This window comes from Dysgonomonas sp. 25, assembly GCF_010501075.1.
Lineage (GTDB): Bacteria > Bacteroidota > Bacteroidia > Bacteroidales > Dysgonomonadaceae > Dysgonomonas.
On sequence record NZ_QVMN01000001.1, the window covers coordinates 126622 to 140249 of the forward strand.

Annotated in this window: 11 protein-coding genes; 2 read left to right on the plus strand and 9 right to left on the minus strand. The window is 44.2% G+C overall.

Annotation, left to right across the window (positions count from 1 at the left end):
- Nucleotides 1–192 precede the first annotated feature (192 nt).
- The gene (locus tag D0T66_RS00520; protein ID WP_163355077.1) at nucleotides 193–2121 is read left to right on the plus strand and encodes a S8 family serine peptidase; all 1929 of its coding nucleotides are present in this window, start codon (nucleotides 193–195) and stop codon (nucleotides 2119–2121) included.
- Between the two features lie 51 nt (nucleotides 2122–2172).
- Complete coding sequence (locus tag D0T66_RS00525; RefSeq protein ID WP_163355078.1) at nucleotides 2173–3330, plus strand: DUF4886 domain-containing protein; 1158 nt, start codon at nucleotides 2173–2175, stop codon at nucleotides 3328–3330.
- A 75-nt stretch (nucleotides 3331–3405) separates the two neighbouring features.
- Here D0T66_RS00525 and D0T66_RS00530 read toward each other — a convergent pair whose 3' ends face one another.
- The 9 genes from D0T66_RS00530 to D0T66_RS00570 form a co-directional block, all read right to left on the minus strand.
- Nucleotides 3406–4092 carry a NigD-like protein gene (locus D0T66_RS00530; RefSeq protein WP_163355079.1) on the minus strand — a complete coding sequence of 229 codons (687 nt, stop codon included), beginning with the start codon at nucleotides 4090–4092 and terminating at the stop codon, nucleotides 3406–3408.
- Nucleotides 4093–4186: 94 nt separating this feature from the next.
- Entirely contained in the window at nucleotides 4187–5419 is a 1233-nt protein-coding gene (locus tag D0T66_RS00535) for a nucleoside recognition domain-containing protein (RefSeq protein WP_163355080.1), read from the minus strand.
- A gap of 5 nt (nucleotides 5420–5424) precedes the next feature.
- The gene (locus D0T66_RS00540; RefSeq protein ID WP_163355081.1) at nucleotides 5425–7176 is read right to left on the minus strand and encodes a membrane dipeptidase; all 1752 of its coding nucleotides are present in this window, start codon (nucleotides 7174–7176) and stop codon (nucleotides 5425–5427) included.
- 1446 nt (nucleotides 7177–8622) lie between these two features.
- Nucleotides 8623–9642, minus strand: coding sequence for a radical SAM/SPASM domain-containing protein (locus tag D0T66_RS00545; protein WP_163355082.1), 1020 nt, complete (start codon nucleotides 9640–9642; stop codon nucleotides 8623–8625).
- A 12-nt stretch (nucleotides 9643–9654) separates the two neighbouring features.
- The gene (locus D0T66_RS00550) at nucleotides 9655–10827 is read right to left on the minus strand and encodes a carboxypeptidase-like regulatory domain-containing protein (RefSeq protein WP_163355083.1); all 1173 of its coding nucleotides are present in this window, start codon (nucleotides 10825–10827) and stop codon (nucleotides 9655–9657) included.
- Between the two features lie 3 nt (nucleotides 10828–10830).
- Nucleotides 10831–11325, minus strand: coding sequence for a carboxypeptidase-like regulatory domain-containing protein (locus D0T66_RS00555; protein WP_163355084.1), 495 nt, complete (start codon nucleotides 11323–11325; stop codon nucleotides 10831–10833).
- A 47-nt stretch (nucleotides 11326–11372) separates the two neighbouring features.
- Entirely contained in the window at nucleotides 11373–12092 is a 720-nt protein-coding gene (locus tag D0T66_RS00560) for an energy transducer TonB (protein ID WP_163355085.1), read from the minus strand.
- Nucleotides 12093–12139: 47 nt separating this feature from the next.
- Nucleotides 12140–12706 (minus strand): energy transducer TonB, encoded by a 567-nt coding sequence (locus D0T66_RS00565; protein WP_163355086.1) that lies wholly within the window; start codon nucleotides 12704–12706, stop codon nucleotides 12140–12142.
- Between the two features lie 76 nt (nucleotides 12707–12782).
- Nucleotides 12783–13541, minus strand: a complete 759-nt coding sequence (locus D0T66_RS00570) for an energy transducer TonB (RefSeq protein WP_163355087.1) — start codon at nucleotides 13539–13541, stop codon at nucleotides 12783–12785.
- Nucleotides 13542–13628: the final 87 nt, after the last annotated feature.

Here is a 13628-nt window from a genome sequence, read left to right on the forward strand (position 1 = left end):
AACCATAATGCAGTTATGGATAGTTGCAGAATAGTGCCAGATCTGTTGCATTTAGTGCCAAATGCATTGTGAAAGCGAAAAGGCTATTTTTTGTTAATACTATCCTCGATATATTTGCAAAAATGATTAGCAGTGGCGGCTTACGAAATACTTAAAAAGTACACAACGATACTATATTATAATACAACCTATATGCAAAAGAAATATACTCTACTCTCTTCGCTGGCACTATCAGTGCTGCTATTATTAGCGGGAGGAAATCTACAGGCACAGGTGACTATCGGTAGCACTACACCTCCCGTTTCCGGAGCTTTGCTCGACCTGAAAATGGATGGTGCTACGACCAAAGGCTTAGGGCTACCCCGTGTCAGCCTGCAAAAGACAACTACCCTGAAACCTTGCGCCGAAGAAACATACGGCACCAATGGCATAGACCACACGGGGCTTGTGGTGTACAATGTAGCCAAAGCTAACGATGTATGCCCCGGCCTTTACGTTTGGTCGGGTACCGAATGGAATCGCCTTTATGGAAGCTGTTCGGCGCGCATGCAACTCGACAATTCGTTGCTGGTGCTGAACAAAGGAACTAATCACCCCTTAACATTCTCTATATTGGATGACGACGGAGTCACCCGCAATTATACATGGACGTCCGATGCATCGTCTATCGCTTCGGTAAACGCATCTGGGCAGGTGACTGCCCAGAATATCGGAACGGCACTCGTAAAAGTAGTATCGGATGATGCTCTAATCGAAGGTACTTGCAAAGTATTTGTCACCGATATGCCGGCATTCAGCTACAAGTTCCGTATCTATCTTTCGGGCAAACCGGGTGTCAGTACCAATCCCACTACCTTTCTCACGCAAAAGGCAATCGACCGGCGTCAACGTCAGAACATAGCTGTCGACTTTTCAGACCTGCCCGTATCGGTAGACTACGTCAAAGCTGTACAGGGGAAGGGTGGCGTAGTCGTTGCCAAAAGCAAATGGATAAACACAATGGCTGTGCATGTTACCTCCCCGGCAATGATAAACGATATATTATCGCTTCCCTTTGTCGAAGATGCTAAAATCGTTTGGCGGGGTACGGAATCTGCTTCGTCAGCCGATCCTCCTTCGACATCTTATCCTCGCCTTTCGCCCCCTTTCGTCTATACCAGCGACAACGATTACGGCAGTGCCAAAGTGAATATCGCCACCAGTAACGGGCAGATATTGCACCAATCCGGCTATACCGGAACAGGCATAGAAATAGCCTTGCTGGATGCGGGTTATAAGGATTTGCACAATGTGGCATACCTCAACAATATTGATATAAAAGAGATACGATCGCTTGTAAATGGTTTGACTACCATCGACAATTCCAACCCCGATTATTATCATGGAATCGAGATTCTCTCCCTTATGGGTAGCAACCAAAAGGGAACATTTGTGGGTACTGCCCCCAATGCATCTTACCGCCTTTATATGACCGAAGATCCTCGAGGTTTCGATTACCCTATCGAAGAAGATTATATGGTTGCCGGTATGGAGCATGCCGACAGCATCGGGGTGGATATGCTTAATATTTCTTTAGGTTATCATGCCTTTGGGACAGGAGTTGACGATTACACAAACAGTATGACTGATGGTTATATGGCTCACAGTTCGCGCGGAGTTACTCTGGCCGCAGAAAAAGGGATGTTTGTCGTCACAGCAGCGGGCAACGATGGTTCGTGGGTCGATCCGCCTTCCGATTCTCCGGGAGCATTGGCAGTAGGAGGTATCAATTCTTCTTCTGCTATCTGGGGATCGAGCAATCGGGGTATGACTTCTGACGGGCGCATCAAGCCGGATGTGGTAGCTTTAGGTGTATCCGTTCCGGTTATAAGTACCGATGGTAACAGTACGGGAAATATAACCTCTTCTTTCAGTGGTACGTCTTTTTCATCCCCTATTACATGCGGTTTGGCAGCTTGCCTCTGGCAGGCGTATCCTAAGCTGACCAGCAAAGAGTTGTTGCAAGTTATCAAAGAATCGTCCGACAGGTATGCTTCGCCGGCCTTACCGTATGGCTATGGCAAACCGGATTGGGCAGTAGCCCTTACGAAAGCTAAGGCTATATCGGATGCTAAACATTGATATTTCCTTTATCCTGACACAAAAAGTAATATATTTAAACTATTAGAAATTATGAAGAAATTAGAACAAACAATCAAAACATTAGTGTTATTGTTATTAGTCACTATGTCTACAGGGATGATATCATGTAGTAGTGACGATGATAAAGAACCACTCGTTCCGGAAGAGTATGTAACCTTAGACAAAGAATCCATTACGCTCGAAGTCGGAGAGGAAGATATTCTTATTCCTACCTTCTCGAGCGAAGCAGTCTCGCAAAAAAGCTTTATATGGACTGCCGTGCCGACAGATATTGTGAGCATTTTTATCAATCAGGATAACTCGATAAAGGTGACTGCCTTGAAAAAGGGTAATGTCGAAATTAAAATTGAGGCAGAAGACCATAGCGTTTCGGCAACTTGCCAGGTGCAGGTCGTACACAATCCTCAGGATGTGGTGCGTATCTTGGGCATAGGTAATAGCTTTACGGACGATGCCATGCAAGACTATCTGAGCAATTTAGCAGCCGGCGGAGGTAAGAAACTGGTTGTTGCCCGCCTTACAATAGGAGGTGCTGAGTTGGATGACCATTTGGATCGTGCGAAACATGATAGTCCTGTTTATCAGTATTGGAAAAGAGATGAGGCCGGAAATGTTGTTGGAGCAGGAGGTAAAACCGTAAAAGAGATTCTTCAGTCCGAAGAATGGGACTATGTCAGCTTCCAACAGCAGAGCTGGTTGTCGGGGCAGGAAAAGTCATATTATTCTATTCCTCAATTAGTGAAATATGCTAAGGATAAGTCGATCAGTTCGAAGACGGAATATGCGATACTTCAGACATGGTCATTTGCTTATGATTATGGATACTCGGATTATGATTATTACAAAAATAACCAGCTGGTTATGCTCGATTCGCTGACAAACGCTGCTTATAAAGCCAGCGAACTGGTTACTCCCAATCTACTTGTGATACCTGCCGGAACGGCTATCCAGAACGGCCGTACAAGTGTTGTAGGTGACAATTTCTGCCGTGATGGTTATCACCTAGATGTGAATATCGGGCGTTTTACAGTTGCCTGTACTTTATATGAAACGATTTTTGGGGATATCGAAGAGAATCCGTATAAGCCGGCGCATATATCGGATATCCATGCAGAAATAGCGAAGAATGCTGCTCGTCTGGCGGTTGCCAAACCTAAAGAGGTGACAAAGATGGTTGACTACCAGTAGACACGATATCAGATTAAAGGAGGCACACTGAAAACAGTGTGCCTCTTGCTTTTCCCATATTGTTGAACCTTGTATTTACCTTGGTGTGCAATAATCAAACTCGAAAGATTTGTCCCCGCTGAATGATTTCCACTTCAATTTCAGCTTGACAGTACTTCCTCCTGTATCCGGCAGGCTCCTCAGGTCGAAGGCTATTAAAGCGTCTTTTTCTCTTCCATAGGTGTCGCCGTAGGCATTGTGCCTCATTTCTACTTCGTAAGGATTGGCAGGGTCTGTACTTGCTAACAGATTGACGAAATGAGCTTTGCCATAATCTCCATATATCGTCCTGAAGCGAAGTGTCAGGTATCCATCCTCCACAAGGGTAACCCAGTCCCTGATTATTTCTACAGGATCAGTTCCGTATATGCTATCGTTATTCAATCCCATGTCGGGGGCAATAGCTTTTGTGCGGATACTATCTATCCAATTGATATAAACTGCCTTATCGTATCCACCGCTGGACTCGTTAACTTCTTTGAGGTTGACAAGTGCCCTTACTTCCTTATTTCCGTAGGGAGAAGAAGTTATATTGGTCGGCAATAGGGTAGTGCTGTCGTCTAATTGCATGTAGAACGAAGTTCCGCTGACCGGTTTTACTGTAACAAGCGCGTTGGGATATCTATCACTCCAAGTGTTATCATCATCATCTAAGCAAGATTGGAAAGTCATGCCAAGACATGCAATCCCCAAGGCTATGAATAAGAACTTTATTGCTTTCATAATTCTAATGTTTGTATTGTTAATCTATATATTAGATGGTGAAGTTATTGAAAATGCTGCAAAGGGAAATGATAAAATATATTAATAATCAAGATTATCCAAAGAAGATATAGGCCAGAAAGACAGCAGCTATTATCCCTGCCAAGTCGGCAATAAGAGAGTAGGAGAGGACATAGCGTATCTTCTTTATCGAAACAGCCCCGAAATAGAGCACTACCACATAAAATGTCGTATCTGTCGTACCCTGCACAATGCAACTTAGCCGCCCGGCTAATGAATCCGCTCCATACGTTCGCATGGCATCCACCATCATCCCGCGTGCGCCGCTGCCGCTCAACGGTTTCATTAGCATAGTCGGCAAAGCATCTACCCAGGCCGTATCTAACTCAAGGAGAGCAATAGCCGCCTTGATGCCGTCGATAAGGTAATCCATAGCCCCCGAAGCTCTGAATACACCTATGGCTACGAGGATGGCAATGAGGTAGGGGATTATCTTTATAGCTGTTTTGAAACCATCCTTTGCCCCATCGATAAAGGCATCGTAAACGTTTATCTTCTTACGCATACCGGCCACGATAAAGCCGCATATAACCAGCAGTAACAGTATGTTTGCTGCCGTGGTGGCATAGGCTGCTACTACCTCTCTGTCCATGGTGAGAAAGAGGCTTATCATACCGGCAACAAAGGCCAATATCGCCCCGAAAGGGATAAGGATAGCCCGGTTCCACAATTGTATCTTTTGTCTCACGGCGACAAGTGTTATAGCCGTCAGCGTAGACACCAATGTGGCGAGCAGGATGGGTATGAATACATCGGCAGGGGCGACTGCACCCAATTGGGCGCGGTACATCAGTATGGTTACAGGGATAAGCGTCAATCCCGATGCATTGATAACCATAAACATAATCATCGAGTTGCTGGCTGTATCTTTCTGTGTATTCAGCTCTTGCAGTTCCTTCATCACATTCAGCCCTATCGGCGTAGCAGCATTATCCAGCCCCAACAGGTTTGCCGAGAAGTTCATAAACATCCTGCCGATAACAGGATGGTTCTTCGGTATCTCAGGGAATAGCTTGCCAAAGACAGGCGCCGCTATGCGGGCGAAGGCATTGATGACACCTCCCTGTTCCCCGATTCGCATAATGCCCAGCCAGAGGGCAAGGACACCCGTCAGGCCGATTGATACTTCGAATCCTGTGCGGGCAGACGAAAAGGTTGCATTTATGATGTCGGTAAAGACTTGGGTATCGCCCATGAAGAGCAGCTTTGCTAAAGCCACGATGAGAGCAACCAGGAAGAACCCTATCCAAATATAATTGAGTGTCATTATTCCTATCTGTTAATGTTTTGAACAGCGGTCACAGCACGGCGGAGATTGCCTCCCCATATGGCGGCTATCTGTTCTTCTGTGTAACCTCTGCGCAATAGTTCTACCGTTATGTTGATAAGCTCGTTAGCCCCTTCGCAGCCTTCTATGCCGCCACCACCGTCGAAGTCCGAACCTATACCTACAGCCTCTATGCCACCGATGCGGATAATATGCTCGATGTGGTCTACAGCATCCATTAAAGTTGCTTTACCTTCTTTCACCAGAAAGTCGCTGTACAGGCAGACCTGCACGACTCCTCCTGCCGAAGCGATAGCCCGTATCTGGTCGTCGGTCAGGTTACGCGGGTGATCGCAAAGTGCACGCGCCGAAGAATGTGAAGCTACGACAGGGACTGAACTATTCCCTATCACATCGTAGAATGTCGATTCCGAAGCATGCGAAAGGTCGATGACCATCCCAATCGCGTTCATACGTTCTACAACCTTTTCGCCGAATTGGCTCAATCCCGCGTGTAGAGGTTCTCCTATGGCAGAATCGCATATATCGTTTGCCCCGTTGTGGCAGAGTGTTAGGTACACGACACCCATCTTCCGGAAAAGGTCGAGATTATCGAGATTCCCTTCGAGGGCATGCCCGTTTTCTATGCCGAGGAAGATAGCTTTTCGCCCTTCCTTTTTCAGCTTATCTGCTTCGGCGAATGTACGTGCCTGTCCCACAAATAGATGGTTCTTCTCTATTTGCTTTTGCATGGCCGTCAGCAGGTTTTTGGCTTGAGCTGTTGCCTTATCAGACGGATAGCTTTGCGGTAGGTACGCTACAACAAATACGCTGTCCAACCTCCCTTCGTACATCTTCACCAGGTCTACACAAGCCAGCGGCTCGCGGCGTCCGATGTCGATGGTATGTTCGGCAAAGAGCATGGGCGTATCGCAATGGGAATCGACAGTCAGGTTATCCCTGTGTATCTCCTTGGCTTGGCGGAAGAGTATCGCTTCGTCCACAAGGCGGCGAAAGAACCTTTTCATCCCTTCGTCACCACCTTCCGAGGCCATATTCTCGGGATGCCATTGTACGCCCAATATCCTGCGTTGAGGAAAGGCTTCTATTGCTTCCACTATTCCGTCAGGGGCGGTAGCGGTTACTTTGAAGCCCGGGGCTATCTGCTTGAGTGCCTGATGATGCCGTGAGTTGACGCTTATTTCTTCTTTCCCGAATATCTCTGATAATACCGAGCCGCTCTCGATACGTGCGGTATGCACCGGTTTCTCCTTGTCGGTGAGGATGCTATGCGCCAGCGGTTCACCGGGATATTGCGAGGGTATATCCTGCCACATCCCTCCTCCGAAAGCTACATTCATCACCTGCATTCCCCGGCAGATGCCGAAGATGGGCAGTTGCCTGTCCGAAGCTACTTTTAACAGCAGAAAGTCATATGTATCCCGCTCATGGTTAACGTCGGTCAGACCTTCGAGGTTGTCTTCGCCGAAATAGCGGGCATCTATATCCGAGCCTCCTGTGAGCAATAGCCCGTCTATGCGGTCGGCAATCTCGCGCAGGGCGTCTATGTCGTCCGTGGCAGGGATGAGGATTGGTATGCCTCCTGCCTCGAGCACTGCCTGTATATATGCTTCATGAAGCCGCGATGTCTGTTCGTCTATATTGACCGAAAGGCCTATTATAGGATTCTGGCTACGCCTGCTGAGGGGCATCGAGCCGGAAGTAGCTGTTTTGAAGTCGATTATCTTGTCCAACATGTATTTGGGGTTATATGGTATGTACAAATATACGAAAGATGCATAAAAGCGCATAATATATATCTGGCAAAATATCCTCCCCAAAAAAGTTACAACCGTGTCACTTTCTTGTCACCCTATTGTTACTTTTGTGTAGGGTTTTATTCGTTTATTATGAGGTAGTTAGTGTGTTTTTATGTAAAAAAAGTATATATCTATTGTTGTATTTTTCATTGAGTTACTTTTAGCCCCCGGCCTCCCCCAAGGGGAGGGTTATTTGTCACTGTCATACTGAGCGAAGCGAATTAACAATCGAGGAGCGCAGGCGACTCAAGTATCTCATCTCATTCTTGTGTAGGGGCAAATAAACATTTGCCCGTATATATCTGTTTTCAAGCAGAACAAAATGTAGTCTTTTTAGAGAAGAGATCCCTCGCCTCCGTTCGGGATGACAACAAAAAGTAACATTTCTCTACTCATTTTCGATGTTTTTACCGAGTTACTTTTTCTTGCTTTTGTCATGTTGAGTGAAACGAAACATCTCACCGCGCAATTGGGAAGAGACTTCTCACCTTCGTTCGAAGTGACAAAAAAGTAGCAAAACTTTATTTATTTCGAACGTTTTTTGTTGATGTTACTTTTCCTCAGTGTGCCTCAGTGCCTTCTTCGTGGAACTCAGTGTCGCCTTTTCTTCCTCATTATTATTTGGAAGAGATCCCTCACCTTCCTTCGGGATGACAAAAAAAGTAACATTCCTCTACTCATTTTCGATGTTTTTACCGAGTTACTTTTTCTTGCTTTTGTCATGTTGAGTGAAACGAAACATCTCACCGCGCAATTGGGAAGAGACTTCTCACCTTCGTTCGAAGTGACAAAAAAGTAGCAAAACTTTATTTATTTCGAACGTTTTTTGTTGATGTTACTTTTCCTCAGTGTGCCTCAGTGCCTTCTTCGTGGAACTCAGTGTCGCCTTTTCTTCCTCATTATTATTTGGAAGAGATCCCTCACCTTCCTTCGGGATGACAAAAAAAGTAACATTCCTCTACTCATTTTCGATGTTTTTACCGAGTTACTTTTTCTTGCTTTTGTCATGTTGAGTGAAACGAAACATCTCACCGCGCAATTGGGAAGAGACTTCTCACCTTCGTTCGAAGTGACAAAAAAGTAGCAAAACTTTATTTATTTCGAACGTTTTTTGTTGATGTTACTTTTCCTCAGTGTGCCTCAGTGCCTTCTTCGTGGAACTCAGTGTCACCTTTTCTTCCTCATTATTATTTGGAAGAGATCCCTCGCCTCTGCTCGGGATGACAAAAAAAGTAACATTTCTCTACTCATTTTCGATGTTTTTTATCGGGTTACTTTTCTTTCTCTCTTATAAACTCGTAACTAATAAACTTGTATACTCGTTTACTTGTCAACTTGTATACTTATAAATAAATACAGATAAAGTTATCTCTTTGCAGTTAATTATTGTAAGATTTCTTTTTCCGTCATTATCGGGTCTACATGCCCCAATCCCAAGCCACATTGCTCCGAAGCAGCGCGGCAACCCCCGCGACATTTTTCCCATTTACTGCATTGCGCACAGTATTCGGGCACAATTTCGTTCCATGAGTTTGCATACGGCGAATACAATATTTCTTCGATAGACTGTTCGAATATGTTCCCTGCAACTACCGGAGAATGATTGCACAGGCGTATGTTTCCGTTGATATCCATCGTGATAGGCTTCCATAAAACATTGTCCGAGCAGTGCCCGAACATAATATTGTAATAGTCCGAAGGATCGAGCAGGCAATCCGGCGAACATACATTCGACGATATAACCAAATCCAATTCCTCCGCCTTTTGGTTGGCGATTTCAAAAGCCTTCCGCAGCTGCGAATGCGTAGCCGATACCGAAGCCGGTTCAGCCGTTCCGCAACCGCCGATATTGTATCGGTTCATCATTATACGTCGCAGGCCGAGCGCATCGATAAAATCGAGCGTGTCGCCCAGCACTTCGATGTTGTATTTGGTGAGGACGATAACGGGTACGGGGTAGCCTTTCAGCTGTTGTACGGCGCGGATAGAAGCGATAGATTTTCGCCAGCTACCTTTTACTTGCGTGATATTGTCGTGTATTGCCTCCTCTGCCGAGTGTATCGGAAACTCGAAAAGGGTTATGCCCATTTTGATGAGGCTTTGGTAATCGCTTTCCGTGCCTTTGAAGCCGTTGCTGATAACGGTAACAGTTTTCCCCTCCATGCGGCAGAAAAGGGCTATCTCTTTCAATCGCTGGGCGACAAAAGGTTCTCCGCCTGTGAGGGTTACATTCTGTACCTCGATTTGTGCGAAAAGCTGCCTCAATGCTTTTATCGCTTTCGGGTACGAATCGAAAGTTTTCCGTTCGGCACCGGGAATTTTCCATACATTGTAGCAGTAACGGCAGGCAAGGTTGCATTTGTCCGTCAATTCTAACGCTATATTCGGTAATTGGAGTTTCATCAGATAATACAATTAAGGTAGTTTGAACTCAACCGCAAGGGTTATTACAGTTTTGACAGCTTCGCTGTTGTGCATGCCCGGCTCCCATTTGCCGGAGGTGGAGAGTACTCTGAGTGCTTCCTTATCTGCGTCGGGCGAGAGTTTAGTCAGCACCTTTTTGTTTACTATTTTTCCTTTTTTGTCTATGGCAAAGCTAAGGATAACTTCGCCTTCGACTTTATCTTTTAGCATACGCTCGTTGTACTGAATGTTGCTTTCCATCCATGCCCGGAAGCGATCAAGGTCTCCCTCCGGCGACGCGGGAGCTATTTGCACTTCGTTGTATGCGAACTTTGTTATTTTTTTTGGCTGGTAGGGAGTTGATGGAACAATAACTACATCATAACATAGAATCATTTCTTTTTCCATCATTACGATGGGCTTACTACTGCCTATTATGTTCGGAGTTCTGATTTCTTGTGTCTCGAATCCGACATACGAAAAGATAAGTATATCATTCCTTTTGGCTTTCAGAACGAATTTTCCGTCTACGTCCGTCAATACTCCAGTTGTTCCTCCTTTTATTGAAATAGAAAGGTACGCGATCGGTTCACTTCTTTCATCTACTACCTGTCCTTTTACTTCTATTTCCTCTGCAATGCTTGGGGAAACGGTAATTTTATAACATGTTACACGGGGATGGATATTTACGACTGAATCTTCAAACGGTTCTTCTTCTAATATTATCGGCTTATTCTGAATCTCTGTTATGGCAATTTCTTTCGATACAAAGCCGGGATACGAAAATACGAGCGAATCGTTCCTGTTCACCTGCAGGCTGAAATTCCCATTTATATCAGCAGTGGCTATATCGTTCGGTTTATCTTTGATGCTGATTCTTGCGCCCGGGATAGGTTGGTTAAGGTTATCTTTTATATTTCCCCTGATGGTCAATGTATCAGAATTTTCTCCCTCTAAGGGCTCTATGGCTATGATGTAACAGGTGACATCAGTTATTGGTTTGTGTGGTATTACATTGGGGTCTACGGCTTCCTTTTTTGAAGATTTGCAACCCGCTGATGCTACTAATCCCAAGATTAATGTGCCCAGCAATAATTTGTATTTAACAACAAATGGTGCTCCGTTCGTCTTATCCGAAAGGAAAGAGAAAAAGCGGAACAGGATATGATACGTCTTGATTTTCATTTTTCATTTATTTTTAGTTACAACAACATAGCACGTAATAAGAAAATCACCGGAGACAGCGGCTGTGTCTTCTTCCATTATTATCGGAGTATTATTGCTGATAATATCTGAAACTGAAATTTCTTTTGTTTTCATCCCTATTAGAGAGAATATAAGCGTATCATTTTTTTGTGCTTGTATAGTGAATTTTCCCGACACATCTGCCATTGTATTATACTCTTCTTTCTCTTTAATGACAACGGATGCCCCTATTACAGGTTCTTCATTTTTGTCTATAATAGTTCCATTGATAGTTTTTTCGTCTACAATGCCTGATGCAGTAATTGGATTGTCGTATGTTACTCCCTTCCCCGACGATTTGCAGCTCGCAGTGGTTACTAATCCCAAGATCAATGTGCCCAGCAATAATTTGTATTTAACAAAGAATGGTGCTCCGTCCGTCTTATCCGAAAGGAAAGAGAAAAAGCGGAACAGGATATGGCATGTTTTGATTTTCATAGCTTTGCCTCTATTTATGTGGTTTGATAATTACGAAGATATACATTTTAGTCTTGTGGTAACCTAAAAACAACCGGTATTGTAACTTTGGTTTTCACTTTAAACCCTTTATATTCTCCCGGAGTCCAGTCTGGAGACAGTTTCAATAATCTCATTACCTCTTTGTCGGCATCGGGCGAGAAAGTACGAAGGATATTTATATTGGTGATTTTCCCTTTTTTATCAATAATGAAGCGTATTGTAACCCGTCCTTGTTCTTCGTTTACTATCATACTTTCGGGATATTCGATATTTTCACATATCCATTCGGTAAATTTTTTCAGATTGCCTACAGGGGAGACAGGAGTTTTCTTTAGTTCTTCGTATTCGTATATTTTGTCCCGCTCCATATCAGAAAAAGCTGGCATATAGCATGTTTCGATTTGTTCAGGTTGGGAGGCTATCGTATCATAGCAGGTAATAATCGCCGGAGGAGGAATCTTCGGAACTTTTGCAGAAACAAGCTTGGGAGATATATGTTCCCCGATGGTGTCTTTTGTTGCCGAAACGGTTGTATCATTGGATAATACCTTGATGGTATTGGCCTTCGCCGGTTCTTCCTCGTTGCAGGTTGCTACAGCTTTGGGCTTATGGCACGAAGTGGCGGATAATCCCAAGATCAGTGTGCCCAACATCAACTTGTATTTTACCACGAAAGGCGCTCCGTTCGTCTTATCCGAAAGGAAAGAGAAAAAGCGGAACAGGATATGGCATGTTTTGATTTTCATAGCTTTGCCTCTATTTATGTGGTTCGATAACTACGAAGATATACATTTTAGTCTTGTGGTAACCTAAAAACAACCGGTATTGTAACTTCGGTATTCATCCTATACCCTCTATGTTCTCCCGGCCTCCAGGCTTTAGACAACTTCAACAATCTCATTACCTCTTTGTCGGCATCGGGCGAAAAAGTACGGAGGATATTTATATTGGTGATTTTCCCTTTTTTATCGATAATGAAGCGTACTGTAACCCGTCCTTGTTCTTCGTTTGCGATCATACTTTCGGGATATTCGATATTTTCGCGCATCCATTCGGTAAATTTATCTATGTCCCCTACAGGAGATACAGGAGGGGTTTCGATTACTCCGTATGGGAGTACCTCATTTTCGCTCACATCAGGAGAAACGTATATATTATAACATGTATCGACTTGTTCGGGCTTGGGTACTACCTCGTTACAGGTTGCTACAGCTTTGGGCTTATGGCACGAAGTAGCGGATAATCCGATAATCAGCATCCCCAACATCAACTTGTATTTTATCATGGAAGGTGCTCCGTTCGTCTTGTCTGACAGAAAGGGAAAAAAGCGAAATAGGGTATGATATGTCTTGGTTTTCATGATTTTGCCTCTATTTATGTGGTTTGTAATCTCATCACTTCTTTATCGGCATCCGGCGAGAAGGTACGGAGGGATATTATATGGGTAGTTTTTCCGTTTCTGCCGATGGTGAAACGTCGTCTTTTGGTAATCTAAAAATAATCGGTATGGTGATTTTGGTTTTCACTTTATGCCCTCTATGTTTTCCCGGCGTCCAGTCTGGAGACAACTTTAATACTCTTATTACCTCTTTGTCGGCATCGGGCGAGAAAGTACGGAGGATATTTATATCGGTTATTTTTCCTTCTTTGTCTATGATGAAACGTACCATAACCCGCCCTTGTTCTCCATTTTTCAGCATGCTTTCGGGATATTCGATATTTTCACCTATCCACTTAAAAAATTCCTCCAGGTTTCCGACAGGAGATACAGGAGGGGTTTCCATTCCTTCGTATGGGAATATTTCGTCCTGCTTGGGATCTGGTACAACCGGATCAGGGTAGGCTGGCATATAGCATGTCGGTTCGGGTATTGTTATCTCATAACAGCTAATAATAAAAGTCGTTTCAGGAGCTTCTACAGGAACAGGTTTGGGAGATGTATGTTTGCCGATCGTGTCTTTTGTTGCCGAGACGGTTGTATCTTTAGCAGATAACACCTCGATGGTATCGACATTCACTGGTTCTATCTCGTAACAGGTTACTATAGCTCTGGACTTATGGCACGATGTAGCAGATAGCCCGATAATCAGCGTGCCCAACATCAACTTGTATTTTACGAATAACGAAGAGCCGTTTGTCTTATCAGACAAGAACGAAAACAAGCGGAATAGTATCTTGTACGATTGCATTTTCATAGTTGAAATAGTTTTGTTCTCTATTATAGAGGTGCTGTAAATGAAATTTCCACAAGCTAAGATACTATTTTTTCTGTTTTTATGCTA